This is a genomic window from Humiphilus diazotrophicus, assembly GCF_059726315.1.
Genome location: NZ_AP040870.1, coordinates 7,042,482 through 7,069,419, shown reverse-complemented (window position 1 = coordinate 7,069,419; position 26,938 = coordinate 7,042,482). Strand labels below are relative to the sequence as shown.

General features: G+C 50.3%; 16 protein-coding genes and 1 pseudogene. 5 read left to right on the top strand and 12 right to left on the bottom strand.

The genetic code is table 11. From position 1 onward, the window contains the following. Positions 1–434: 434 nt before the first annotated feature. Positions 435–1,355, bottom strand: a pseudogene (locus tag AC6I7T_RS28260) (IS630 family transposase); the annotation flags it as partial. Positions 1,356–1,436: 81 nt separating this feature from the next. Between AC6I7T_RS28260 and AC6I7T_RS28255 the strand changes: the two are divergent. Continuing rightward, positions 1,437–1,850 carry an HTH domain-containing protein gene (locus AC6I7T_RS28255; RefSeq protein ID WP_497791169.1) on the top strand — a complete coding sequence of 138 codons (414 nt, stop codon included), beginning with the start codon at positions 1,437–1,439 and terminating at the stop codon, positions 1,848–1,850. A 173-nt stretch (positions 1,851–2,023) separates the two neighbouring features. After that, positions 2,024–2,962 (top strand): hypothetical protein, encoded by a 939-nt coding sequence (locus tag AC6I7T_RS28250; protein WP_497791168.1) that lies wholly within the window; start codon positions 2,024–2,026, stop codon positions 2,960–2,962. A 241-nt stretch (positions 2,963–3,203) separates the two neighbouring features. Here AC6I7T_RS28250 and AC6I7T_RS28245 read toward each other — a convergent pair whose 3' ends face one another. The 6 genes from AC6I7T_RS28245 to AC6I7T_RS28220 form a co-directional block, all read right to left on the bottom strand. Continuing rightward, a complete protein-coding gene (locus AC6I7T_RS28245) occupies positions 3,204–10,859 on the bottom strand; it encodes a beta strand repeat-containing protein (RefSeq protein WP_497791167.1) in 7,656 nt (2,551 codons plus the stop codon). 48 nt (positions 10,860–10,907) lie between these two features. Further along, positions 10,908–11,273 carry a hypothetical protein gene (locus AC6I7T_RS28240; RefSeq protein WP_497791166.1) on the bottom strand — a complete coding sequence of 122 codons (366 nt, stop codon included), beginning with the start codon at positions 11,271–11,273 and terminating at the stop codon, positions 10,908–10,910. A gap of 33 nt (positions 11,274–11,306) precedes the next feature. Next, positions 11,307–13,055 (bottom strand): hypothetical protein, encoded by a 1,749-nt coding sequence (locus AC6I7T_RS28235; RefSeq protein ID WP_497791165.1) that lies wholly within the window; start codon positions 13,053–13,055, stop codon positions 11,307–11,309. A 7-nt stretch (positions 13,056–13,062) separates the two neighbouring features. Further along, a complete protein-coding gene (locus AC6I7T_RS28230) occupies positions 13,063–16,947 on the bottom strand; it encodes a phage tail protein (RefSeq protein WP_497791164.1) in 3,885 nt (1,294 codons plus the stop codon). A 54-nt stretch (positions 16,948–17,001) separates the two neighbouring features. Continuing rightward, the gene (locus AC6I7T_RS28225) at positions 17,002–17,457 is read right to left on the bottom strand and encodes an NlpC/P60 family protein (RefSeq protein ID WP_497791163.1); all 456 of its coding nucleotides are present in this window, start codon (positions 17,455–17,457) and stop codon (positions 17,002–17,004) included. Between the two features lie 106 nt (positions 17,458–17,563). Next, the gene (locus AC6I7T_RS28220; protein WP_497791162.1) at positions 17,564–18,913 is read right to left on the bottom strand and encodes a phage/gene transfer agent baseplate hub protein; all 1,350 of its coding nucleotides are present in this window, start codon (positions 18,911–18,913) and stop codon (positions 17,564–17,566) included. 378 nt (positions 18,914–19,291) lie between these two features. Between AC6I7T_RS28220 and AC6I7T_RS28215 the strand changes: the two genes are divergently transcribed. Further along, the gene (locus tag AC6I7T_RS28215) at positions 19,292–19,546 is read left to right on the top strand and encodes a hypothetical protein (RefSeq protein WP_497791161.1); all 255 of its coding nucleotides are present in this window, start codon (positions 19,292–19,294) and stop codon (positions 19,544–19,546) included. A 69-nt stretch (positions 19,547–19,615) separates the two neighbouring features. On the opposite strand, the gene AC6I7T_RS28210 is transcribed toward AC6I7T_RS28215, so the two are convergent. Further along, positions 19,616–20,227 carry a DUF2460 domain-containing protein gene (locus AC6I7T_RS28210; RefSeq protein WP_497791160.1) on the bottom strand — a complete coding sequence of 204 codons (612 nt, stop codon included), beginning with the start codon at positions 20,225–20,227 and terminating at the stop codon, positions 19,616–19,618. A gap of 70 nt (positions 20,228–20,297) precedes the next feature. Here AC6I7T_RS28210 and AC6I7T_RS28205 point away from each other — a divergent pair, with 70 nt between their 5' ends. After that, positions 20,298–20,675 (top strand): hypothetical protein, encoded by a 378-nt coding sequence (locus AC6I7T_RS28205; protein ID WP_497791159.1) that lies wholly within the window; start codon positions 20,298–20,300, stop codon positions 20,673–20,675. Positions 20,676–21,046: 371 nt separating this feature from the next. Further along, positions 21,047–21,211: a hypothetical protein gene (locus tag AC6I7T_RS28200; RefSeq protein WP_497791158.1), complete on the top strand. Its 165-nt coding sequence runs from the start codon at positions 21,047–21,049 to the stop codon at positions 21,209–21,211. Here the strand turns inward: AC6I7T_RS28200 and AC6I7T_RS28195 are convergent. The 4 genes from AC6I7T_RS28195 to AC6I7T_RS28180 form a co-directional block, all read right to left on the bottom strand. Continuing rightward, positions 21,208–23,682 (bottom strand): phage tail tape measure protein, encoded by a 2,475-nt coding sequence (locus AC6I7T_RS28195; RefSeq protein WP_497791157.1) that lies wholly within the window; start codon positions 23,680–23,682, stop codon positions 21,208–21,210. The two genes, AC6I7T_RS28200 and AC6I7T_RS28195, sit on opposite strands and share 4 nt — an antisense overlap. A gap of 631 nt (positions 23,683–24,313) precedes the next feature. Then, on the bottom strand, positions 24,314–25,258 hold the full coding sequence (locus tag AC6I7T_RS28190) for a hypothetical protein (protein ID WP_497791156.1): 945 nt from the start codon (positions 25,256–25,258) through the stop codon (positions 24,314–24,316). Positions 25,259–25,403: 145 nt separating this feature from the next. Then, entirely contained in the window at positions 25,404–26,000 is a 597-nt protein-coding gene (locus AC6I7T_RS28185; protein ID WP_497791155.1) for a hypothetical protein, read from the bottom strand. Positions 26,001–26,457: 457 nt separating this feature from the next. Beyond that, positions 26,458–26,790, bottom strand: a complete 333-nt coding sequence (locus AC6I7T_RS28180) for a hypothetical protein (RefSeq protein ID WP_497791154.1) — start codon at positions 26,788–26,790, stop codon at positions 26,458–26,460. Positions 26,791–26,938 lie beyond the last annotated feature (148 nt).

The following is a 26,938-nucleotide window of genomic DNA, read 5'->3' as shown; positions in this document are numbered from 1 at the left end:
AGCGAACATACAGTTTCAGTAATAGGGCCATCACTCGTTTACCGGCCCGATGGCTGCGGACATACACATTCGGTCGAGTCGCCCGGAGGAATCCCACTTCTAGGCGCTCACAGATCCGGACTTGAACGTCTCCGCTCATCCGACTCTTATCGCTCAACCGTCGCCCGATGTAACTTTGGCCATTGAGCAAAGAGCTTCGTGCCGTTCGGTGTGCTTTACCATCGCACTTAATAAAAGCTCGTGCGGAATCGAATCAAAGTAGAACTGGATGTCGAAATCCAGCACCCAGGTATATTCACAACAGCGCTATCGCACGACCCCCATGGCCCCCAGTGCCAATTTCCCTGGCCAATATTCATACAAGTCTGGAAAAAATGCTTCTCCAACTCAAGCTCTAGATATCCCTTCACCACTGCTTGGGCAATTATTCAGGGATCGAGGAAGATACCGCGACGGATGCGGTTATGAGTAATGTCGCGAAAGAAGCGCTCAACCATGTTGAGCCAGGAGGCGAGGATGGGCGTGAAGCGAACATGGAATTGCTTATGTTTCTCGAGCCAGCGTTGCACACGCTCATACTTATGGGTTGAGTAGTTGTCGCAGATTATATAGATTTTTTCGGCGGGAACGGTCTGATCGATCATGCGCAAGAACCTTAGCCACTCCTGATGGCGGTGTTTCTGCTGACACAAGCCGAAGACCTCTCCGTCGGCAACATTCAGTGCTGCAAACAGGGTGGCCCTGCCGTTTCACTTGTAATCATGTGTCATGGTCTGGCCGCGTCACTTCTTCATTGGCAAGCCCGGTTGAGTGCGATCCAGGACCTGAATCTGGCTCTTCTCATCTACCGACAACACCAGCGCGTGTTCCGGGGGGTTGAGATAGAGTCTAGCGATGGCCTCCAACTTGTCGGCAAATTTAGGATCGATGCTGATTTTGAAGCTCTCGATGCGGAGCGGCTTCAAACCATTGGCCTGCCAATTACGCGAAACAGATGCTTTCGATACCACCATCTCACGCGCCATGGTGCGCGTGAACCGATGCGTAGCGTTGGCTGGAGTGCTCTGCGTGGTCTTTGCAATTAAGGTTGCTGTGGACTTCCACTGTGATGGATGGGCTACGTCCTGGTCGGGGAGCATCCTTGAGAAGGCCGGCACCTCCTTGTTGCAGAAATCGTCCTCGCTAGAGAGTGCGCATACGGGGTGCGACGTTTTCAGCCTGGCGGCAATCTGTTTGTTCTGAAGCCCCTCTGCGGCCATCAACACAATGCAGCTACGCAACGCTACCCGCGCCGATGTCGAACGCCCGCGTGCATACTGTTCCAACTTCCGTTGAATATATACTGTGAGAGCTATGGGCTGAGCAAATTGGGCTCTCCTCTACATTAGAGGACCCGTTATATATAAATGATGCTATTAATGAGATGCTACACTAGCATGAACCACGAGGTTCGAGATGCAGTTCTGTCTGCGGTGGAAGCTTCTCTGGAGGCGCAGCTACGTGCAATTCGCCGCCTTCGTCAAGGTTCGGCCGAGGAGAAGGAGCCTCGCAGGAAGAGAGGTAGGTCTCAGCTAGACCTTGCATTCGACATACTCAAGAAGGCTCGTTCTCCTCTGCACGTCTCCGAGATAATCGATCGTATCCATGCGCAATTTGGAGTGGCCATCGATCGAGAGAGCTTGGTCTCTTCGTTGAGTAAGAAGATTGCACGTCAGGATCGCTTTGTGCGACTGGAGAAGAATACTTTCTCACTCCGGCCCGAGAGCCGGCGTTTCTTTCTATCGTCGAGAGCTGGCGTGAGGTGTTTCCGCAGCAGCGTACGCATGAACGCGCCGCCCGGCAAGCGCTAGGTTCGCAGATAATCCTGGGCAGACGCTGTCTGTCCAGGATTATCTGGACCAATGGGGATCAGCCTCGCAGTTGGAGCGCTGAGTATTTCCTCCACTCTCGCTGCCGGAGGGAACCGCAGCGATTATTCCAGCCGATTTTGAAGCGGGCTTTAGAGTACTGTCCGCAGCGATTGGTGGGCGTCGCCATCGATGATACCAAGCTGCATAAAACTGGGCGTTCCATTCAACAGGCGTTTTATCAGCGTGATCCTCTTTCGCCTCCCTTTCATGTCAACCTCGTGTTGGGCTTGCGCTTTCTCCAGGCGTCATTGTTAGTCCCGCTGTATCGCAAGTCGAACGTAAGCACACGTGCTTTGCCGATTCGCTTTCATCAAGTCTCCCGAGTCAAACGTTCTGGTCGCAGCGCCAGCGCCGAGGAGCTGCAGCAATATAAGACCGTAGCAAGACAGAAGAACCTATCTCGTAGTTTTGTCGAGATGGGCAAACAATTGCGTGAGGAACTAGATCTGTTCGGTGGGCAGAACAAGATCTTGGTCTTAACCGCTGATGGCAGCTTCTGTAACCAAACATGTTTTGGCGAAGTTCCCGAAAGATCCGTACTACTGGCACGAGCCCGAAAAGATGCGAAACTATGTTTTCGCGCACCCTTGGATAGTAGACGCTTCTATGCGCTGGAAAAGTTCACTCCGGAACAGATTCGCAAAGACGAAAGCTATGACTGGAAAATCACCAAGATCTTCTACGGAGGGAAGTGGCGCAAAGTCCGTTACAAGGAAGTAAAAAACGTGTATTGGCAGCGGGGAGCCGGTAAGCGCGCTATCCGCCTTTTTGTGATCGCGCCACCGCCTTACAAGAAAAGCAAGAGTAAACGAACCTATTATCGCCAGCCTGCATACCTGTTGACGACCGATATCTCTAGTTCGACGAAGCAGTTGATACAGATCTATTTCGACCGCTGGCAAATCGAGGTCAACCATCGCGAAGGAAAAGATACCCTGGGTGTCGGTCAAGCGCAGCTGTGGCAGCCCTATCTCTGTACCCAAACAACCTGTCCTGGCTGTGGCAGCCTACAGTGCCCTGCTTCTCGCTTCGCTCCATGCCTTTGGCGCTGAACGCGGCAACGCCTACGCACAACTACCTAAATGGCGACGGAAAGCTCGTCGCCCTTCCTACCTAGATCTCATCGCCTTGCTGCGCCAGGAAATATCGCGGCAAAACCCTCCTCTCCACCCTTCTACTCCCAACATCACTGATACTCAGATGGTTCAAGCTGCCGCTGCTTAGTCGAAAAATGTACAAACTCAAGATAGCGGCCGCCCGAAGGCGGTCGCTATGAAATGTTGCATTGGGGGGTTAGTTCTTAGCTAGAATCAGCCAAGCAGAGGCAGAAGAAGAGTACTGCATCTGCAGAGATGCCATTCCAGATGTAGAGTTGGTCAAAGTCTGCGATCCAGACCCATCAATGTTGTGACCATTTCCGGAGACTGAAACGGATGTGCTTGCAGCAATGAGTTTTACCGTAATGACTTGGCCGTTGTATGGACTCGCCGGAAGTGTTTCGGTAAGCGATGCTCCATTGACCAAGATCGTGTAGTCGTTCACCGTAGCTATATCACTTGTGGTTACTGTTCGTATTGCTCCCGTCATCGAACCTGTTGCGAGTGAGGGAACTGCAACTTGACCATTTGTGACACCGGAAGTGTGTGCGATGCTGAGTAGATTAGTTGTTGAGCTGGTTCCTTTTCCAATAAATACAGATGAACTGTTCGCGCTGTAGTTCGTGCTAACAAGATCATTGATACCGTCTTTATTGAAATCGGCTACGGCAATTCCAACAGGAGTTCCGGCTGTTGTTGTGTATGTCGGGGCGTTAAACCCAAGACTACCGCCTTTGTTGATAAATAGGCCGAGACTGGTTGATCCGTAATCGGCAGTAATGATATCCGGGTATCCGTCTCCATTGACATCTCCAGCGGCTAATCCCCTTCCGGAACCAGAGCGAACGATATCCGTTCTGGAGCCAAATGATCCTGATCCTGTTCCGTACCAATAGACGATACCTGATATATTGGTTCCGGTATTAGCAGCATCGAGAATTCCATCCTGGTTAAAATCTGCCAAAAGAACCTGATCACTGCCGCTTATTGACGAATATGTCACACCTGCATCGAATCCGTTTCCATTGTTATGGAACGTCTCGACTTGTCCCGTTCCGTATACAGCGACGACGATATCCATTTTTCCATCTTTGTCGAGGTCCCCAAGAGCAACCCCGTGCAAAGAACCGGCAGCGGAAAGTGTGTACGTAGGTATTGGTCCTTGCTGTCCAGATCTCCCAAGCCAAACATACAAATAACCTGTGTAGTCGGTGATAACAACATCTGCCATGCCATCGTTGTTAACATCTCCAACGGCCACAAATTGATAGTTACTTCCTGCCGCGCCATATGCAGTAGATGTAAATGTGCCGTTTCCTTGGTTGGAAAGTATTACGACACCGCTCGTTCCCGCCCGAACAGCTGCGATGTCCATATAGCCATCACCATTGATATCTCCAGTAGCTATGCCTTGGAGTGCTCCAACTACGTAGTAGTCTGTTTTTGAGGATGTACCGTTTCCATTGTTAAGAAATACAGACACTGTTCCGGACCCATTATTTGCTACCACATAATCCATGTATCCATCATGGTTGAAATCTGTGATGGTCACTTGATATGGATTTGTTCCGGCGGCATAGGTCTGTGCGGTATTGAATGTTCCATTGCCAACAGACGGATGTGAACTGGATACTTGCCAATTGTCGCCGTATCCTCCGTTTTGAACTGAAATACCGTTGACAAATGTTTGTTGTGGAGCAAATGTCTTTGCTCCCGTGATGTTCTGATCGGTATTGGTACTGACCCATGCCAAGGGATACTGTTGTGTCATAGCTGGGGATGTGTTCATAAATGCTGTAACAGCCGCGTAATTAGCAGACACGATGCTGTCAACGGTATTGTTAATACCTATTTTACATATTGTTCCAACATATGGATGAGTACCCCCTGTAGATAGCGTGGTGTATAGACGAAGGGTTCCAGATCCTGACTTATCATTTGTATAAATAGAAATATACGTGTTAGCCGCGTTCATAACGGCTAAATCAGGCCACCCGTCGCCATTAAAATCTCCAATTGCCTGGTGTTCTTCGGACGTGTCGTAAGGCCCAGCAAGAAACGGTATTGTCTGATGCAGTGTGAACACACCAGGATTCGATGACCCTTGATTGATATAAATATAAACAGACGAAGTTGCAATGCCTGTTACTTCGATATCGCTGTATCCGTCCTGGTTAAAGTCAGCAATCTTTACGTCATGGATATAAACGCCTGGAGCCGTAAGTGTAGTGTTTAAAGTGAAATTTCCTGCCCCATCGCCAAACCAGAGTTGAGCACCTGTGGATTGATACTGTCCAGTAATCATGTCTAGCTTTCCATCATGATTTAGATCGCCGAGTGCAATAGAGAAGGAAGACGTTGCAACATTGCTCTTTGATGTGAATGTTCCATCACCATTGCCAGTGTAGATGTACGCGTGTCCTCCGCCAATCGTGGTTACTACAAAGTCTAGTTTCCCGTCTCCATTGACATCTCCAAGTGCGATGTCGTTTGCACCTCCAGTGCTATACGTTCCGGCCAATGTAAAATTGAAAGGACCATTGCTTGTGTAAGACAGGACTTGACAATTTGCATAATAATAGCTTCCGCAGTTACCCGCTACAACCAAATCCGGTAATCCGTCGTTGTTTAGATCTCCAGTAGTAACGATAACCGCGGGGTTAGACATCGTTATGGTGTTTGCTAAAGCAAATGTTCCGCTAGGTGAACCTGCATAGAGGAGAATCGATGCGCCTGAAGGAACAACTAAGTCAGGATATCCATCATTGTTAAGATCCGCTGAGGCTATAGATTCCGCTATTGCGCCTTGAGGCATGGTTTGCAATACATAAGAGTTACTAGAGCACCGGGAATTACCAGACGCGTCGATACCGATACTGAACCCGTTCGTACAAACGCCAGGAGTTGTCTTGAATAGCTGATTCGGCAAATCTGCTGTTACAAGGTTTCTGACCGATGGCGTTCCTGCTGTGCTGCCGGTTGGAGGCCCACCGTAGAAGGAATTTGGCGCGAAGGCTGAGGCTGTGTAAGAAATCGCTGGTGTTGATGAACCGCTCGTGACGGTGGTAGTGAACAATGGGGACAGGTTTCCCGCAGAGACAGCCGTAACGGTTCCTGCTGTGCCGCCAGAGTCTCCGAGATCTCCTGAGGATGTCCACATGACTGAGTGCCCAGGTGTTCCAACCGTAGAAACGGTAGCGAGCTTGTTACCAACTCCTGTGCCATTGGTCCCAAGGGTGATGGTCCCCGAAGTAGTTACAGTCGGAGTCGTCACTGTCATAGTTGACGGGACAGCGATCGTCAGACTCGTCATGGTTCCTGGTTGGCATGGCGTTGTACTGACTGTCAGTGCTCCACCTGTGCCAGTCTGCACGCAACGACCAGCGGTGAGTCCGGACGCAGTGAGGCTCCCAGTCACGGTCAAGTTCTGCATCGTCTGAAGAGCAGACCAGTTCTGTGCCGTATCCAGAAAGGCAGTATTGGACGGCAGATTGGCCGAGGTAAGAACCGGGATATCGGCTGCCGTAAGCAGATTAAATCCAGGCGTTGCACTCCCGGAAGATGGATTGCCAAACCAAGTGTGGGCTCCAGCATTCGCGAGTGAATAAGAGAGCGTCGGTGTAGTGGTTGGGGTTGCAACTGACACAATAAAGAGCGAAGACGCACTCCCTGTATTGTCAGGATTGACCTGAGACACGGTTCCGCTGCCAGCACCGCCGCCAGTTCCGCAAGGAACGCCGATAGCTATTACCTTGCCGCTCGTAGCATCTGCCTGCAGGCATCCTCCACCTTGCCCTTGGGCTGAAGACAAATGCAGATTCGGAAGAGATACCCATCCTGTGCCAGACGTTCCGGAGGATGTGAATGTCAAAGTCTGGTCGGGAACAGATCCACTTCCGACCTTGTTCTGTATCGTCCAGAGCGTATCGGTGGGAGCCGATCCGTTCCAATACGAGCCCTTGAAGATGGCTGAGGTTGATCCATAGTTGTTTGTTGCGGTAGCCGGATTTAGTGGTAGCCAAGTCGCATTACCACCAAAGTTGGTTGCATTGAGATTCGACGTTGAAGCGACGGAAATAGTGTTGTTAAAGATGCCCGCCCCAGACATAGTAAACCCGCCAGTGAGGTTGACATTCACCCCGGCCGCGAGAGTAACGTTCAGATTTCCGCCGGAAGGCGCAATGGTCCCAATTGAAGAGCCGAAATCAATCGATCCGAACTTTACTGTAGCGGTACCATCTCCTTGGCTGCCATTCCCGAATGCCAGGCAAGCCGCGCCGCAGCGGGACATGCCCGAATCAGGAGACCCAGTTGGAGTATTGACTGCAGAAGAACCAGATTGAAAGCCAAAGACGCTTGCAGCGGTTCCAATGAATCCCCCACTGGAGGGCACAGTTCCGACAAGGCTAGAAGGGCCAGAATAGAAATTCCAGTTGTCGCTTCCAGTAAGTCCACTCGCTACTGAATACAGTGCTGCGCTCTGTGTCTGCGCGCCGGACATGAGGTTTGAGGTGTTGAACACTCTCATGCCTGTTGCCTGTCCTGTCAATCCGGCAACCGGGGTAGTCATGAAATCAATCCCCGCAAAAGAGGAGCTCGAAGTGAAATTCTGACATCTGCCTACGTTAAGCATGTCTGCCCCGAAGCCAGATGCAAAGCCGCAAGTGCCGATCATGTTTGAGATTGTGATTGATTGCGGAGCTAGAGTTGGGGGCAGATCTGCAGCCATAATGCCACCGAATGACGGCACTCCTGAACTTCCATTGGGGGCACGAAAGAAGCTGTTCGGGGGTTGACTAGCAAGCGATAAGGAAATCGTTCCTGTATCTGTGATCGGCCCCCCGCTTGTAGTGAGGATTCCCGAAATGCCTGCGACGTTTACAGACTTCACGGTGCCGGTTCCGGCTGCCGTACAGCCAACCGCATTTCCATATGCATCGATGCCGGTGGCAAATCCGGTGGTGCAGTTCGTAGGCGTTGTCTGGAATAACTGGGCGGGCAGATCGGCAGTAAGGATCTTTCCCCAGTTTGGCGTGTTGGATGCTCCGGTGCTTGGGCCCCGGAAGAACGTATTCGCAGCTTGAGGCTTTAGCGTCAGGTTCATGGTCCCACTCGTCAGGATTGGAGACCCATCGGCCGAGTAGAGAGTATCTGTAGAGGCAGAATTCAGCGTCAAGCCAACACTGGTTACAGCTCCAGCACTTCCGCAGATCGCATTCCCCGAGGCGTCAATTCCTGTCGACAATTGCCCTGAGGGGCATTGCTTTGGTGTAGATGCCAGCTGTGCAGCCTTTGGGGCAGTGAAATCGGCCGGCAGATCGGTTGCCTTCATTTCTCGGAAGAGGGGAATTCCATCAGTTCCATCTGGCGAGGCGAAGATGTAGTTCGCTTTTTGAGGGTTGAGAGTTGCAGAGAGAGTGCCTGTCGAGGTTACGGGAGAACCTGCTACGGCAAAGATTGACGGAAGGCTGAGGCCCACTGACATTACAGAGCCGATGTCACCACAGACAGCATTTCCTTTCGAATCGACGCCAAGTGCAACATGACCCGTAGTACAGGTTGTTGGAGTCGTTTTGAAGATCTGGCTCGGAAGATCCGCAGTCATGATAGAGCCGAAGAACGGGATCGCCGGATCACCAGAAATAGGGCCACGGAAGAATGAATTAGCCGTCTGGGTATTAAGATTCAGCCCAAGATTTCCGCTAACAGTAACCGGGCCACCCGTGACTGAATAAAGTGCGTCGCTAGTTGTTCCTCCAGTTTGCAGGCCTACACTTAAGACGCTTCCACCAGCAACCGTAAAGCATCCCGTAGCATTTCCGTTATTGTCGATTCCTTTCGAAGCCTGGTTAGCTCCGCAGACCAATGGAGAGGTTGTCAATTGCAGCGACAATGCAGTATTGGCCGTGCCGGCTGTATTCGCAGAAATAGCTGCGGTAGCGTTGGCAGCTGACCCTGCGGAAGTCGCATAGTCTGCCTTATCGGCATTAGTGGCTCTGGTAGCCTTGTCGGCGGTTCCCGAGATGTTGTTTATCAGTGTGCCAGCCTTGGCAATGTACGATGCGGTGGGAGCTGGCAAATCTGACAAATCGATAACCGACCAGGTCGGCTGTGCCGGATCTTTCCCGGAGATTGGTCCATGCCAATACATATGCGGGTTTTGATAAGCAGGCGTCATGGTAATAACGCCCGAGGATGTGATGGGTGTATTCGTAATTGTGTAGTTCCCCGAGACGTCTTGTAGTCCCACAGAGGAGACCGTACCGTTTACGCCGCATCCTGCCTTGGTCGAGGTGACATTTCCGGCTGCATCGGTGTACAAACAGCCAGCATTAGCGCCACCAAGGCCGAGGAGTGCGAAGGTGCCTCCGCTAGTCATCTCCAGTTGGAGAGAGTTGGCCGTGAGATTTCCATTTCCGTCGGTGCGAAAAACAGTATCGGAACTGAGTGTGTTGCCGTTAGGAGCAGCAGAGTAAAAGGGAATGTATCCCAGAGTACCCACGCTAGTGACGCCCGACGCTTCGACACACACTGTGGACGTGTTGTCGTTGAGCGTGAATTCACGAATCAAGCTACCAGTCGGACAGGTGAATTGCGAAGCAGATAAGCGAGCAAGATTGAGCGTCCCTGAGGTTATGTTTGTAGCGTTCGTAGTATCGATAGTTGCCGACGGAGCAAGCCCATGCACCTGAGAGGGAGAGGGTATCTGCCCCGGGAAGGAATAGGTCGAATCCGCGTTGACCAAGTTTCCATTTGCCCCGACTGCGGCAATCGATCCGGACACGAGCGTTCCGCTTACCGTCGCCAATTCAGATGTGGATCCGCTGTAGCTGAAAGGGAGATCTCTCGTCACGATGTGGCGTAGCGCTATCAATCCGTCTTGTCCATCCGGTGTCATCAAGGCTTCATTAGCTGGGCCGGAGGTGTTAAGGATGCAAGGGCCTCCAGCATCAGCAATATTGCCGTTGTTGTCCCAGGAGATACAGTTTCCGGAGATTCCGTTATTGGCGGCGGTTGCAACTCTTGTACCGTTTCCGGTGGTATTGAGTCCGAGGCTAATTGTGCCTGATCCTGTTACGGGAGAACCACTAACAGTCATTTGTGGAGGTACAGCAATGCCGATGCTCTTGACTGTTCCATCGCCGCTTATCAGGCGCGTCCACACCCCATTTACGCAGGACCAGAGGAATGCCGCTCCTGCATCTTGCTGGAAGTACATACCATTTTCAGTGCAAGCCCCAGTAGGCGCTCCTTGTCCGCTTGATTGATAGGCAACACAAAAGGCATTGCCCTGCTTTGGGGTCAGATAAGCTGAGTTTTCGGGGCAATAGCCCTGCGATGGATAGGACTGCCATACTGCCGTCGTGCCGTTCTTCGTACATACCCAATTCGACGGTTGCTGATCGGTAGAAACAAACTGCGCCCCTGCCTCACAAAACATTTTGGGCGTTCCGTAACCCAAAGCCGTACCCTTTGCCGGAAGTACGAAGGAACTGAAATCCCAGCTGGCACCGGATACCGCAACATTACGAATGGTGAGAAATACGTTCTTGTCACTGACGAGAGTCAGGCGATAGCTCATGCCCGCAGGAGTTGAGGTAGATGTATCTGCAACCTGCAACACTTCGGATAAGGAACCGTTCGAGATTTTAGCGCACACAGAATCAGACACAAGAGTCCCACCCGAAGGCGTGTAAGAAATCTGATTGTCGTTGCTGTCTGTTCCTGTGAAGCAAATCTGGCCGTCCGCCATGCCAATATTTGTTCCCTTGATAGCCGTATATTGGCCGAGAGCCGCTCCGGAAATTAAAAAGGCCGCAATTGCGGCCAGAATGCAGCATAGATTTTTCATGCGAACTCCATTGATCCTGAGGAGTTAATGGTTATGACGACTACATGGCTAGTCGATGCTTAAAATGAGCCCCTTGCAATAGACCTGGGCATTTACGACAGAATTCATGGTTACTGACACATGAAATCCAGTGGAAATATCGACTCGTATATGCAATTGCCCTGTAGCGTCTATCGATTGCGAGCGAGTTCCAGTTTCATCTGTCCACGTAACGTTGAATGTCACTTTTCCTGTACCAGAAATATTCTGTGAATAGAAGGTGAGTAGTACATCCTGAAATCCAAAACTAGTTCCGGACGAAAATGTTCCAGAAAAGTGGATATCAAAGTCAAAGGGAGAAGACGATGAAGATCCATGGTTAATGAGATCGACTAACTGCACTGTATAATTATCAAGAATCTGAGAGACTTGCATTTAGCACTTACCTTTCTGAAGATCGCATGAAAGTTACTTGCCACGAACCTCCCAAAACACAGCCACGTTTGGCACTTCCGGGTAGAAAATTACTTGCCAAGTTCCAGCATTGTTAACGCATTGAACTCCAACTTTCTCTGGAGTAGGAGTTGTTCCTCCTATCGTGCCGTTGTCGGTAGCTAATCCTCCATAACAAGCGGTTAAAGATTGATAAGGCAGATTCTGAGCTGTACCTTTACTGGCTCCGCTCGTGTATCCCCACTGCTTGACCAAGCCTAAAGAATCGATCTCGTATCCTGTTGGAGATATCAGCCCGGAGGCTCCGCTCGAAGGATTTCCGGAATCAACAAGGTTCCCATTTGCGTCAACCGAGATACCATGCCCAGAGATAAGTGTTCCTGTTGTTGTAACAAGCCTTGTCGTGTTTCCCGAATATGTGAATGGAAGATCTGCAGCAGCAATACTTCTCAATCCAAGGTTCCCTGCGTTCCCGTTCGGGCTTGCATAAACTTGGTTAGCAGGAAAGCTTCCGGTGATATTAAGTCCGGTACCCGAGATCGTTGATCCGGAAATAGCGCCTCTGCTTGTCAGGCTGGCCACAGTGGTAGCTCCCGCGGTAAGCGTACCGCTGATCGTTGCATTCCCCGAGATGCTGAGTGATGCCCCTGATAGGACTCCACTTGCAGTGATGTTTGCTCCCCCAAGGTTTCCGTTGACGTCGACGGTCGCTAAGCTCGGACCCAGGGTTGTTCCTCCACCTGCGATCAAGTAGGTCGGCAGTTCGTACTGCTGGCCAGAAGCAACGGCTCCCTGAAAGGGGATGCAGTTTGGTGTGGAGTTATTGAGAGCGAACGATCCAACCGCTTGGCCGACGGGACAGCCAAAGAAGGTAGACGGTAGCCGTGCAAGACTTAAAGTGCCACTTGTAATATTGCTTGCGTTAGTAGTGTCAATCGTGGCTGAGGGCGCGAGACCATTGACTTGGCTGACATTGATCGTGCCTGGAAAGGTCACGTTGCTATTCCCGGCAACAATGTTCCCATTCGCGTCGTATGAGAGTGCGACTCCCACAGACTGTGAGCCTGTTACGGTTGCTAACTTTGTTGTGTTCCCACTATAGGTAAAGGGCATATCGGGAATGCCCAGCGACCTAAACCCTGGTGTAGTCGAACTTCCGAAGAGAGGGCCTGTAAAGACTGTATTCGCGGGAGCATTGCAAAGTGAGGCTATTATCGTTCCCGAAGTTGTGATGGGATTAGGTCCACTCGGGCAGAAGATTGAGGGCCAGGAGATACCGATGCTCGTTACAGTCCCACCACCGCCAGCTTGAGGTGCAGGCTGAACACCGTTCCATGTGCCGACGCCATTGATGCCCACGCACACCCATTTGTTTTGGTCACCGTCCGTTTGCGTATATACCGCACCTGGTTGGCACGCAATTCGCGGAGTGCCGATACCAGAAATGCTTAAAGTACTCGGCACAACAAAAGTATCGTAAGACCAATAAGGGCCGGATACATTGATGTCCGGAATAGTCAGGTATGTTTTGGATCTGCCGTCAGTTACGGTGACCGTCGCGGTTGTGCTGACAATAGCTTTTGGAGTGATAGCGCCGCTGGCGACTGCAAAACACTGCGAGTCAACACAGAGCTGACCGGCAGACAGAAGCGCGCCGGTGTTGTCCAGTATCTTAGTTCCGCTGACGATCGTGCTCTGCGCAAATAAGAAGGGCTGTGTCAGCAGCACAGCCCCGAGAAGGACCATCTCAAAAACGCGTTTCATATTGTCCTCATTTCCAGCAGATAGCTATCCAGTTGCCATTACCGGGCCATGGTTTCTGATCACCGGCTGCGTATTGTCCAGTGAATTTGGTCCCGGCAATGAAGCAGTTGTAAATACCGTGAGTATCCGTGCCCTTGACTAACGTTCCTGCCATTGAGCAAGCAACCGACATTTCACCAGCGCTGAATGTTTCTGGTATCCCAAAGCTTGCGCCGTCGCTCACTACACCGCAACCGATTGCCACTTGTCGACCGTTTAGGGTGTCGATAACCACGAAATTGCCGCTATCGACAGCTGTTGACGTTACACCGTTCGTTGACGCATCCCAGCAAATAGCTATCCAATTGACTTTGCCTGTCCAATGGTTGGAAGTATCAACGCTATTACCGGAAGCATCGGTGTAGAGGCCCGTCACTGTTGTTCCCGTGATTTTGCATTCGTAGATGCCGCACAGAGGCCTGCTCGTCGCGTCGTGCGTGGCCATAGAAGCACAACTGATCATGTCCTCGATGTTGAACCCCGCAGGTATGCTGAAACTATCGCCATTCTGAAGTTGCCCCATACCGATTGCGATCTTTGTGCCACTCGGCGTGGTAAAGGTGATGAACTGTCCTCCATTGACGGAGACCTTTGTGACATCGTTAGCGGCCCAGAGTACTTCACACCAGTTTGCCGGACCAGTCCAAATGTGATGGGAATTGTCGTTGAGCTCGTCGCTAATTACACCGCTTGAATTGACGTTGCAATCAAGGATTCCAGCGCAGTGATTGTCTTTATCCCAAGCAGATCTGGTACCAGCCCACCCCATAGAGTTCTCAAAGGAGAATCCGGAAGGAAGAACAACTGTCGAACCATGCTCTCCGTAGCTTGCGCCAATAGCAACCGTTCCGCCCGCTGCGGTCGGAATGAATGCGTAGACGCCTGCGGTAAATACCGATCCCACCTGGATGTAGCCTTTTGTGATCTGCTCGGACAGGAATTGATTCATGTCCGTGTAGAAGTGATAGCCGTCATCCACGCTGTAGCTGACGTAGTACTCCGTGTCTTCCAAAAAGCCGTTATGGCTGTATGCAGGCAGATTGAGTATTCCGCCGTTGCTCAGCGCAATTGTGCCAGCATCTCCAGGAGATCCGCCTGCAGCATAGATGCGAATTGTGGCAGACGCATCGCTGTTAGCGATGATAGAGTCGATGGTCATGTTGGTCGCTGCGCTGATTCCCCGAATCTTGTAGGGATACGCTTTCACTTGAGACAAATCCTGCTCTTCAAGCTGCAGCAGGTTAAAGCTCGTGAACTTGAAATAAATGGTCTTGCCGATCAGCGAAGGGTCATAGCTATAGATGTAGATCTTGTCGTCGAGCCTGACAAAGGTTTCTCCCTGAAAGTGCTCGACGTTGGGACTAGAGAAGACGCCCCGACGGAGATACGCCAGATCGTAGCTACTGCTCGCCAAGCCAGAGCTTGCACTGACCCCGCCGATGTTCGTCCATGTCGCGCTCCCATCCACCGTCTTGCCATCCAATATTCCATTCCAGTCCGGAATCGAACTCCCAGAGGTCCCGGCCGTCGAGCACTTTTGCATATAGGTGCCGTCGTAAGCCAGATCTCCAACGGAATACAGATGGTTGGCCTGCCAGTTCGAACCAGCCAACCTTGCCTCTGCATAGGAGAGATACTCGTCTCCAAGCTTACTCAGCGTGGCGAAGCTGTCAGCTTCCGTTTCGCTGACTGTGGTTAGCTGTCCGTTGATCACGATTTGCGGGAGACCTGTCCTGTCCGGATCTAGCCCTTTGGGAAGGTTGGCGATGAGTTCACCACCGCGTGAGGTGCCGAGCTGAGGCTCTTCTAGGCGTTGATAGCTGCTTCCATCTTTCGAGATCCAGACGTGGCAGCCGCCCCAATTAACACCGCCTGTCAATGCGAGCCAAATCTGATACTCCGCATTAGCAAGGGTCGCAGCAACTCGCTCCGTGGGCTCAAAGATCTCGATCACCGCTGTGTCTCCGGGATCGGCTAGAGCCGGTGGCGGGCTTGGAGGATTCGTGGGCTGTTTGGGATATAGGGTCGCCGTGGCAGTACCCCATGGAAACTCCTCTGCAGTGCAGTCCAACTCCCGGTCTTCATTCTCCTCCAACTCGACGATTCGCACCGGTGTCTTGTTTAGCCCGAGGCCCGAGTCAGTTAGAGTGACAAGATCCATAGGCTCCAGTTGCGCATAGCGCAAACCAGAGACTTTGAACTTGTAAGTGTTCCTGATATAAACGTTCCGCTGTAAACGGATATTCGCAGCAAAGGCTGCCGCCTGCTGTGTCTTGATGAAGCTATAGTCTTTCTGGCCTTCAGCTCTCAGTCCGAAGCGTGAGATTGCGTAGTCGTCCTGCTCTTCAACAACATCGGGATTGTAATTGTTCAACCGATTCTCGAACTGAACCTTGACGTTATTGTAGGCATCCTGCCAAGGCTTCCGTGATATCGTGACTGGATCCTCGTTGTCTGAATGAATGAAATCATCGTCGGTGAAATCAAAGACCGGATGAGTATCCGGATAATAGACGTGACCGTTTCCGTAAGCCGTAGTATCCCCGTAAGGCTTGAACTTCATCTTGCCTTCAGACCAATACACGCCTACATTTCCGGCTTCGCAGAGTTCTCCAATCTGATCGGCTGCCGATTTCGCAGAATCAAGCAAGGGAGAACCGAAGAAGTTGTTCGCGGCCCAATAATCGCGAGTATCGGCAAGAAGCGAAGTGTCAATCTGACCGTCGAACTGTGCCCCGTAATAAGGATTCTTCAAGAAATCCTGAATGACCAACGCAAGATCCGCGTCCACAATTCCACCGCCGAAAGCGAAAGGAAACTGGCATTCAAAGTTGTAATCGGGCATCGTCGCCGACGTACCAAGATCCATGTAGTTAAACGCCGCCATGGCCAACGTAGAGTAGCCCAAGGCCTGCGAGGCATGTTTGGATGTCAAATAAGTCCAGGGCGATTGACCAGGCATTCCTGGTATCAGCGATACACCAAGACGAGCGCTCGATTTTACGCTGGAGTCGCTTTGTTTCCACTCATACTTAATCGCTACAGCCAAACCTGCGTCAGCTGAGCTAAAGAGATAGTTTCCGCCATTAGGGCGGTACTGTCCTTTGCCCGGAGTACCGGAAGCAACTTCGATCAGTTCCTTACCCGTACGGATATCGACCACACCGACGTTCTGCTTGAAGTTGGATTGGTACTGCACTGTGATCTCGTAAGGCGGAGTATTCGGTACGTTGTAATCCTCAGTTGTCTCCAGCACATAAAGCGAGTAGACGTAGTGCAGTGAGACCTTCTTGCCGATGTCGGCTGGAGAAAACCAATATCTCCCATCGGCATCGACATAGTACTCGCCACTGGAGAGATTGGTCTTATCAGCGACTGCTTCCGCCGCTTTCTGCATCCACACCTTGATATTGGATTTCGTGACGCTGCCAAAATCATCAATATCGATCCCGTATTGCTCCAGAATCGATACCCCCTCATCAATCATTTCAGCGCCACCGAAAAACACCCCCATAGTGATCTCATCGATACCGAGAGCAATATCTTGCGAGCCACTTTTTAGTGTCAGAGCACCGCTTTGGGAGTAGACGCTCTTGATCGAGGACACCGGACCATGTCCCAGTATTCCGAGGATCGCAGCATGATAGTCGTATTGAGAAGACCCTTTGCCGCCCATGCCCTTGCCTCCGACGCTCTGCTTCGTGGAGGTGAAATCGCCGTACCAGAGCAAGTTCATCGGAACACGCACGCATCCCCAGCCAATAGGGATGACGATACCGTTCACCGATTGAGTAACCTTCAGCTGATGTAGTTTCGGAGTCTGCTGAGAATTGCCTGAACCGAAAATGCCCATACCAGTCCTTCATTTTCTGCGTTGCTATCTGGAAGTGTTGAGTGAAGAGGGGGATTAAGCCTTAGGCCAGACGGTAAAGAATTTCCGTTCGCGAAACTGTCCGATGTGGCCTTCAAGCGTGCCGTGCGTAATCGTGACACCCAGACTGTTTATGGCGTGAATGATATTTCCCGGCCATGGCTCAATGAGAATCGCAGCGTGGGAAAAGCAGCGTCCGACTTTGTAAATCACGATGTCTCCCGGGTGGGCCATGCTTTCCGATATTTCGGTTGATACCGAGCTCAAATAGCGGAGATACGATTCATCGCTGTTGTGCAACGCAAACTGCTGTACATAGGGCTTCGGTTCGAAGTCGGCGATCATGCCAGCTGCACTGAAAACCGCAATGAGGTATTGGCCGCAATCAACACCACCGCGGAGGCCTTTGACTCGGGCCATGTGATGGAAAGGGGTTCCCAGCCAAGTCCTCGCTTCGTCTATGACAGCTTGTCGTCCTTCTTGTTCATTCATCTTCCGATTGCTCCTTAAGCAATAGAAAGACCGCCCAAAGGAGCGGCCCACGAGTCAAACCATCCACCGTGCCGGTGCTCACCACGACAAGCAATACACTCTGCAGCTAAATAGACCTTTCATAATTCGGCACCCACGGCTTACCGCCGAAGTTGATCAAGTTATTGAACTTCTGTTGGCAACTTGCGTAGGTGTGATCACAACCCGCTACAACCTCAAATGAATCGCCAACCGCTACCTTAAAGAGGAATGGCTTAGTCAGAACAATGACGCCCCCCTTGTACTGCTTCACACTCATGCTCATACCCATGTTGTGACCACTCGTCATGGTAATGACGCCTTGGGTGAAGTAGTCATCAGCTTGCGACAAGGCTGTCGCCGGGATGATCTGAAGTGAATTGGTGCTTACTGCCCCTACTGTTCCGGCTTGTGTGTAGTTGGCAAGATCTAGCGTGCAAGCCGCATCGCCAAGGACCCAGCTGCACGATGGCTGCGCAAGCAATCTCGGCATCTGCTGATTGAGCTTGAAGAGATACGATTCGGCTGTTCCCTCTGCCGAAGTCCTTCCCGTTTTTTCGAGTTCGGTGATTTGTCCGGAGTATTTTGTCTCCACACCATAGACCAGGTCGCCATAATCCGGCATGTAGGTTGTGTAGACCGTAATTTTCGCTCCATCGAATAAACCGAGCTGAATCGCCTGCATCAACGTGATGTCATATTCATTTTGAACAAGAACCTCTCCGCCATTCGCTGGATAGGATAGACCGTTGCCAGGTGCATTGCTTGGACCGACCATCTTCCACGCCTTGACGATGAAATAGGTTCCACTAAATGGTGTAACGACCGAAGCTGTTCCGCCTTTGGGAGTCCATGAAAGCGTTGTAGCCGCCCCATCTAATGCGTCATTATTGGCAACAACGACGAGGTCATAGACCGCATACTTCACGAGCGGAACCGTCGTTGTCATTGAGCCGTTCTCGTCTGGTAGTATCTTTTTCCCATTAATATAGACGGACGCGGATGCCCCTTGAAGTGAAAAGGTGTGGATACCATCCTTTACAGGTTTGACCGCTCCAGCACAACGCGCATAGAAATAGTCAGATGCGGTGACGCCGGGAAGGGACATTCCAACTCCAATTTGAGCGGATGTCGTTCTGCTGCGACCCGTCGGCCATTTTGTCAAGTTGCCCTGCATTAGTTGCGCTGGATCCGCCGCCACAGTGAAACTCATACTCGAGCTAGTCATTCCGAGCTTCGTCGTGACGGACCCTCGATGCCAGTTGCCATACTTCACAGGCTCATAAACATTTCCGTTGTAAGTAATTGGCATCTGTCCATCAGTCGCGTAAAGCCTCATTCCGAATGAGGTCTCAATTTCAAATAAATCGGATGTATAGAATGACTCCACCTGGTCGTAGGTTAGGAATTGGTGAAGGCTATCACTAAAAGTTTTCATAGCGTCTCACAAATTGTTTAATTTCATCGATTAGGCCATTTCCCGCATGGATATAGACAAGCTGAAGACTGCTAAGGGAGGCTTCCTTTGGCGAAAAACCGCGTTGGCTTTTGTGGCTTGATTTACACCCTTGAGAAAATGCTCTAGCGATATAGCTCGACAGCACAGCTCTGCAGAAAAAGTGCAATCTGTTGATACAGCACCTTAATTGTTCTATACAAGTTACTTATTCCAGAGGCTCAAAGGCATAAAACCTTCTCTGCCAAGTTCGCTTCTAACTATACGTTCGCCTATGAAGCGAACAGGATCCAACACCCGCACTTCCCTGTTCCCATCGTGCTGGAAAACTCCCAATATCCACCATCACGGAGATGTACTGTGGTCCGCATCGAGGTCAAAACATCCTCAAAAGAAGCTCGTGAGATCTACCTGCGTCGTATAGGACGGTTCATTGTCGTCGTGTGTTATTGGCGCGATGGAGCAGGACATCCCATGATTATGTTTCCCTTTCACGCCACTACAGTACGGGAAATCCTCGACTGGGCTTCAGGCTCCGATCAAACTTGTCCGGCGTGGATACCTGACGCCATTTGCAGGTCAGTACTCGTCTCGTCCCTCGCTGCTACCGCCTAAGAGTTTTCATTTGTTTTCGGTTTGTAATGCGCTGCCAGTGTAATACGCGAACGCATCACAGAGCGCCAGCTACAGAATCACGCTTCTCAACTTGAGGCTTTTGCAACTCCAGAGTTCATCCATCATCTGATCAAACTCCTGAGAGTCGGTATCGAACCTGACACGGTAGTAGTAGCTCCCGCTCCAAGTGAGGACAGCATCCTTTGCGGGCGGGGAATCGAATGTTACGACTCCAGTTGTATCCATTTTGACGCTCGTCTCGATTCCATTAACGTAGATTCGCGGTGTCCCATTCAGGTTCTGAACAATGTCATTGCCGATGCCGATCGGTCTGATCAACTGGTAGTTGACTGTCTTGCTATCTCCGGTACCGAAGTATGCTGGAGCAGCATCTCCGATCTGGTTGTCGTACGTGTCCTGGTAGAGGAAATCTGAGAACTGGCCTCCCATTGCGAGGAAGAATCCAAGCAAATATTGGTAAAGGCTGTTCTGGTTCTGTTCTGAACCTCGCGCCCAGTTAACCGAATACTCCCAGGTCCAGATCGGATACGGGGAGAGACTTACCCTAATTTCCCCGCGCTGTGAAGCAGTCTGCTGCACAATAGTTTTGAAATTCGGAGTTTTGGTGGGGAAGCCGAAGTTTTTTATAAATGGAGGTGTGAAAACAAGATTTGAATGCATTTAAGCCTTCCAAACTTTAGTAACATTCGGAACTAGCTCATTGCTTGTCAATAACATACAATGAAGCATCATGAAAAAGGCCTTGGCGTTAATATTTATTTGCTGTTCGGTTGTCGCTTTTGGGGACACGCTTTCACATGTTAAAGGCATATATGTCGGAAGAAAAGTTATCCTCATAGCCGCTGCAGCTATGGATAGATACCAGATTAGCCCAAACGGAGATTACGTAGTATCCGGCATATTAGGGGGAACGTACAATCGCAAAGAGGCTACCGTTCTTTCAGTAGAAGAAGGGAAAATTCCTTCACTAGTCAAAGTCATCGTTAAATGCGATGACGGGACCTTAGCAGGCTGGGAGACGAGCCCCTCTAATCTCGACAAGATATTCGAATTTGTAGGTTTTACTGATCGAGAGCAGGTAAAGGAACAATTTCTCAAAAAAAGCTGAATACGCTTGTAGGATCCGTTTTCTATGTTCAGCATGACTCTGCCCTTTATCCAGACTTTGAAACATACGAAGACATAGCTGCAGATCGTACGGGAAAGCATTTACGTACTTGTATTATCAGGAACCTCTCTCCTGCGAAGGTAGTTTCAGCGTCGATCATATACAAGGCCCCAGGTAAAATATTCGATCAGCGCTTTAGCACTATTACTCTGGAAGCATTGGATAAGAGACGCTGCTTGGCCGTTATCGATAATGAGAGCTTCTCTAATGCTGACGATGTAGCCAGGGAATCAGACCTTCTACGTGCGATACCTCCAAGGCTAACTCCTCAAGAATTGGAAGCAATTAAGCATGAAACATATTTCAGAGGTATGCGTCTTCAAGCACTTAAATACTCCATTGGCAAACCTGCCTATACAAACGACTATGGGCTGGGTGGACTTCAATTGGTATATGACGAAAACACATACATCTACGTGAAACACGGTGTGGTAACCGATTGGCACCTACTGAAGAGAGAATTACCTTCTGACTAATTTCCCCTTTTTCGGATAGCTTTTCTGACACTGCTGAATAGAGCATCAGCATTCCGGTTGAGTTGATTCTTAAAGTGCGTGTCAGAATATCCATTCATGTTAACGGTGTGATTGACATTAAGATTGTCGCTTCTCCCGCCGCCCCCACCCGCAATCATCTGCATCAAGACTTTATTGTCGGATGCGGTGACAATGCGCTCACCTTCGTGGATCATTGCGATACCGGTTCGAGGTACGTATGGAGTGCCAACATCGAAGGAGGCAAGGGCCATGGCCCCCGTAAAAGCAGCAGCAGCAGCAGCAGGTGCTAGGATAGCATTCAGAGGGGGTGGAACTGCATTCATAACCCCTTTAAAAGCTCCACTCGCAGCACTTTTGGCATTAATGCTACCTTCCTTTGTAGCCCTCTCTTTATTGATAGCGTCGCCTTCCGCAGAGCAAAGCTGATCAGCGGCTTGCTGCTGCCTCTTCACGGCGATATGGTGAGCAAGTTGATAGATTTCAGTTTCAATTTGCTTTTGCGCCATTTTCTCGAGATTTTGAACAGCATTCATTGCGAGATTTTGCCACATCTCTCTCATAGCGGCTCCGAACTTCTTAGATCCTGTAATCCATGAATTCAGTGCCGTATTAAAGCTCGTCGTAATAGTGTTCGCTGCTTTCTGATAAGGCTTGGCTAGATCCTGGGCGAGAGCTGCAGAATCCCTTACAGCTCGGGTCATCTTCTTCTGATCGAAGAGGCCACCAGGCAATCCCGACGTAGAAGCGTTTGAAGCCAGCACTTTCTCTGCCCCAGCTGTACTCGGAGGCCCTTGATCCTTCTTTGTCTCCTCAGCTATTGAAGCGCGTCTTTTTGCAGGATCCTCATTCTGTGCAGCAAGACTGCCCTTCCCCAGCGAACCCAAGATTTCCTGCGTCTGACGCTGAGGATGAGGTGATCCGAATCTTCGGCCTACTCCACCGCCCCCATTAACATGTGTAGTCGACGATTTCTGAACAGGATCTGAAGAATCACCAGACTTACTTGCCACAGACTGTGGAGATGTCGTCCCGGACACGGTCCTCGGTGTTGGTGCGCCATTAGAAGGACTATCGAAGGCCTCTCCAACATGTTGCAAAGTTTGACCGTAGTCGACTATCCGTCCCTTCATCCGGGAGAGAGAGTCAGAGCCCGTAGCCTCAAACTCTTTCCACCCTTCCTTAGCGCCCTCCTTAAATCCCTCCCATGCACCTTTAAAACCATCCCGCTTAAATCCTTCTATAGCCTTCCCGACTGCACCAAAAAGACCTAACCACTCCGCCTTGACAAGGTTAATGCTCCCTCTCACCACCTCCACAACGAGTGAAACGAACAACACAATGCGCTCTACGTTCTCGACAAGTGCAGCTACAACCAACTTGATAATGAAGCCAAGGGCATCACCCAGCAAGTGAACGGTGTTTATGCCTTTCCCCCCAATCTCAGAGTTAATGAGCTTCATGGTATCCGCAAGAGCGGGCGCTAGTCCTGCAGTGAATTGCTGGGATAAGCCTTCTGTACACAATTGCATCTCAGCAAATTGCTTTTTGGTCTCTTGAGCTGCATTGACCATATCGGAGGAAAGATAGTTACCAAGTTTTTTTGCTTTCTCCTCAAATGCCCCAACCCCATTCTGGGATAAGTCACTTAACAAAGGAGTCAGTTCTCCCGCTTTGTCCCCAAAAAGCTTGGTCAATGCTGCTGCACGCTCTCCCGGAGATTGAATCGACTCCAGTCGGGAAGACACCAATGACAACATTTCCGCCGGACTTTTTGACTTAACGTCATCCAGGCTAATACCAAATTCCGCAAAAGCATTTCTAGACGCAATTGTGCCACTTGCTGCCTCATGCATCGAACTCTGGAGCGCAGTCAACCCAGAACCTAATTGCTCTTGAGAAACACCGGTTTCTCTTGCTGCAACTGCAAGCACTGATACGTCTTCGGAACTTGATCCAGCAGCTTGGGCCATCTTGCCTAATGCATCGGCGTTATCGATAGCTTTTGCCGAAAGATCGACAACCTTCCCGGCAACGTCCGCCAACACCTTGGCCGCTTTTCCCTCCGGGAGAGCCACGGCCTCCAAACCATCGACCACTCCATCCAGCAGCCCACCACTTCCAGATTTCTCTTCTTTCGGCGGGGAAACTTTTGAAGAGTTTGCCTTCTTGATCTCGTCCTGTAGCCCCTTTGCCTTTTCCTTTGCCTCATCCAATTCAGCGGACAGATGAGAAATACTTTTACCGGCATCCGCCATTCCGGCCTCGGCCGCTTTTCCAATCTCTTTTTCTCCGGCAGCAACTTCTTTTATGATGCGCTGCAATCCGGCAAATGCATCGGAGATCTGAGCGGCGGATTTTTTTACAATGGCAGAAGCAGAAGACATCACTTCGCTGAAATCAGAGATCTCCGCCTTCAACCTAAATGTCATCACCTCGTCCGACTTGCCCATACTGTCTCCAATAAAAAGCCGCCCTTTCGGGCGGTCCTGGCATTTATCTAATTATTTGCGCCCTGCAGAAAGGGCTCGATTGGATCTAACTATTTCTAGCCTGAAGCCTGCTATAAACTTTGAGGAATCAGGTTTATTCTCCCAGGAAAGTTTGTAGACCTATTGTCAGAGAACTCGGGGTCACTGAACTTCTACATATACTGTAGGAGCTAACGAATGAGCGGAATAGGCCCAAGGGGCCTGTCAGCCCAGTCCGTCAGGGCTGGGTAAACAGACGGCTACAGATCCGAGCGCCAGCGGCGAGGCACCTGATCTCGCACATAGCGAGTGAGTATCGCGCTTCCAGCGCTCAGATCGTTTTATAACTCCTACCCAGCCCTACCGGGCTGGGCTAATGTTTAGGCATCGGCCTGACAGGCCGATCAGATTGTTTTTCTCTGATACAGGTTTGTCTCAACTACGTTGCAGAATCGCGATATTCAAACTTTCTGAAGTTTGTTGTTCGGCCGATTCGCCGATTGTCAGCCTTCTTTTCCCTTACCAAAATTCATGGCTGAAGCCTAATAACAGACACTATAGAGAAAGGCCACTCCGCAGAGTGGCCTTTCTCTAGTCAATCTTCCTATGTGCTCTATATCGAGGGACTCAAAATCATATGATACGTGGCTGTCGCAACTCCGCACTCGGAGGTGTAGTAGCCCCGCATTCTCTGCTTGATATCTTTGATGCACTCACGATCTGCCAATGATGCCGCATGTCCAGCCAGAGGATTGTCATCCGAAACATCCGATTCTCCAAAGAGAGTTGCGAATCCTACCAGCATTTGAATCCGGTCCATCGCAACGCGTAACTGCCTCATCTCCATATTCGCTTCGAATAAGCGGTCATCGTCCGTGCTAATGCTCTTCATCATGGCATTAGCAGACGGCGGATCAATCCCCTTTTCCTCCGACGAAGCAGATATATAGCGGTCCAGACTGTCCAGGTACGATGTTGCTTCTTTTACAAACGCAGGACTCAACGCAGGCTGAGCATTAACAGCTCCGGGCTTAAACGTCGCGGGACCAAACCAGCTACCTACTTTCAAGTCATCCAACTCCTTCGCTATAGAAAGGCAGCTGGGATCGGTATCGCCCTTCAACTTCATTCGAATGTCATTGGCACAAGAGCGGTCTCGCTTCAAGGCAAGAACTTCTCTAGCATCCTCCTCTTTCGAGACCTTGATCGCACCACGATTAACCAGCTCTCGATATCGGCTATCGAATACTGCACCCTCAGTTACAATCAGAATGTTTGCCTGAACAACTGTATCGGCCTTCGACTTCACGGTAGGAATAAGATTCTGACGTATGTAGTCTGAGAGAGTATCAAACTTCTCTGCGGTTGGTTGACCGCTGGATGCCTGGTCTAGGATCTTATCGAGAGTAGTAAGAGCAACATTTGCCCGACTGCTAAATTCACTGCTAACCTTTGCGGGTTTGATATTTGGTCCTGCCCATTGCGCTATCGCCATAACAGACGAAAATACAAGGACGACTACAGTAAACAAGCCAAGAAGTGTGGAGATCTTTTTCACACTATTCCCTTCTCGCAAATGAGGCCTAAACCTTTCTTGAGCTGCAGGTATGAACCGGAGAAAGACTTCTCCGAAAAGAGTGAGCGGAAGTTCCCTTTTACAGGAACTGCGGAGATTTCTCAATTCCTGTAAAAGGGCGATAGTACTAGAACTTCAAAACGAGTCCTGGCGCATAACGGAAAGAATCCACATTAATAGTTGTTCCGGCAACAGAGTGCCGATGATCGAGATAGTCGACCTGAACTGGGCGAACTGACCAATGTTTACTTACACCTAAATCGAGCCCCCCACCAAAGGCCATTGCAAACTGACTGTATGCGCCGTATCTGCCGGTCGATATATAATCGGAAAAGGTTGCAGATGCATTCGATCCGCCGAAAAGAGCGTGTACAAATGCCTTTGTTCTATATCTCTTCATGCCATCTGTCTGTAGCGGCACAGTGGGGCCGAACAGATAAGAGACGACGTGTCCAGACTCGGTTAAACCATATGCGGATACTGATCTATACTGACCATCAATATCGGCCGTCAGACCCAGATACTTCACCGGATATAGAGTAACAGACGCATCCCAACCATTCGTACCGGTAGACGCTCCATTGGATGAAAGGTGCTGATATGCGTAGCCACCAAAGACTTCAACACGCGCATCCTTCTCAGATGTGTTATGGGAGGCAACTTGTGCAAATGAAATTGCGCCAGACAGCAGGACAAACGAACAATACTTCAATATCGGCTTCATTGGGCCCTTTACAGAATTGTATTGCGGGTATTCATTGTACCCGTTGATATATATCGTCAATATTTAGACTTGCTTTAGATATTTTCTAACATCATACAGAGCCACATATCTACACTTGACTACCTGCAACAATGATGTTATACAGGGATAGCTCTCATCAATTATCTCTTCGACAGTTTCTTCCTTTCCATAGCCCACTGCTGAACCTCAAGAGGAAGGCAATCGAAAGCTCGCGCAGGACCAAGCTCCATCATGAAGCGTTCTTCTACTTCCGTTAGTCCTCCAGATTTCCGCTCAGGTTTGAATCCTACATAAGCTGCAATCAACTCAGCAGTCGGAGGATTTATCTTGTTCCAGAACTCGAAGAGCTCCATCACCTGGGAGAAGGGTAATCGGTCAATCTCTTCCAGTGTCCATCCAGTTGCGTTGACCAGGCGGCCGTAGATGTCTCGGAAGTTTATCGGGCCGCCTGAGCTTCCCCCTCTTCGTTGCTCCTGGTTAATCCGCTTAACTCGATCACTGCAGACTGCAGCTCGCGAAATTCTACAAGGCTCAAAGAGTTTTCCAGCTTACGCGGAGTCATCTTGCGATGGAACAGTCTGCGATACCAGGGAAGTTGCGCGTAGCCGGCATTGTTCAACGATGCTGCCAGGACAATGAAGGCAGCATTCATCTGCTGCTCAGGGGTTTTTAGATCGCCATCTCCGGAAAAGAACAGCTCCCGAGTCTGAGCCACGGTTAACGAGGCAATCTTAAATTCTCTTCCAGTAGTAAGCGTGATCGATTTCATTTTGTTTTCCCCATTCTCAATTTACGAGACTAGACCCCACACCCATGGCTGGCGCGAGAACGATATACTCAGGCCCGCGCCAATCACTTGTGGGATCTCCTAAACTAGAGCAAAACCAGCGTAGATGTATCCCGAGCCACAAATCCTT

Excerpts from the sequence above, each read along its gene's own strand:
- AC6I7T_RS28255 (WP_497791169.1), top strand. The coding sequence starts at position 1,437 with ATGAACCACGAGGTTCGAGATGCAGTTCTGTCTGCGGTGGAAGCTTCT.
- AC6I7T_RS28245 (WP_497791167.1), bottom strand. The coding sequence starts at position 10,859 with ATGAAAAATCTATGCTGCATTCTGGCCGCAATTGCGGCCTTTTTAATT.
- AC6I7T_RS28240 (WP_497791166.1), bottom strand. The coding sequence starts at position 11,273 with ATGCAAGTCTCTCAGATTCTTGATAATTATACAGTGCAGTTAGTCGAT.
- AC6I7T_RS28235 (WP_497791165.1), bottom strand. The coding sequence starts at position 13,055 with ATGAAACGCGTTTTTGAGATGGTCCTTCTCGGGGCTGTGCTGCTGACA.
- AC6I7T_RS28230 (WP_497791164.1), bottom strand. The coding sequence starts at position 16,947 with ATGGGCATTTTCGGTTCAGGCAATTCTCAGCAGACTCCGAAACTACAT.
- AC6I7T_RS28225 (WP_497791163.1), bottom strand. The coding sequence starts at position 17,457 with ATGAATGAACAAGAAGGACGACAAGCTGTCATAGACGAAGCGAGGACT.
- AC6I7T_RS28220 (WP_497791162.1), bottom strand. The coding sequence starts at position 18,913 with ATGAAAACTTTTAGTGATAGCCTTCACCAATTCCTAACCTACGACCAG.
- AC6I7T_RS28210 (WP_497791160.1), bottom strand. The coding sequence starts at position 20,227 with ATGCATTCAAATCTTGTTTTCACACCTCCATTTATAAAAAACTTCGGC.
- AC6I7T_RS28205 (WP_497791159.1), top strand. The coding sequence starts at position 20,298 with ATGAAAAAGGCCTTGGCGTTAATATTTATTTGCTGTTCGGTTGTCGCT.
- AC6I7T_RS28200 (WP_497791158.1), top strand. The coding sequence starts at position 21,047 with ATGCGTCTTCAAGCACTTAAATACTCCATTGGCAAACCTGCCTATACA.
- AC6I7T_RS28195 (WP_497791157.1), bottom strand. The coding sequence starts at position 23,682 with ATGGGCAAGTCGGACGAGGTGATGACATTTAGGTTGAAGGCGGAGATC.
- AC6I7T_RS28185 (WP_497791155.1), bottom strand. The coding sequence starts at position 26,000 with ATGAAGCCGATATTGAAGTATTGTTCGTTTGTCCTGCTGTCTGGCGCA.
- AC6I7T_RS28180 (WP_497791154.1), bottom strand. The coding sequence starts at position 26,790 with ATGAAATCGATCACGCTTACTACTGGAAGAGAATTTAAGATTGCCTCG.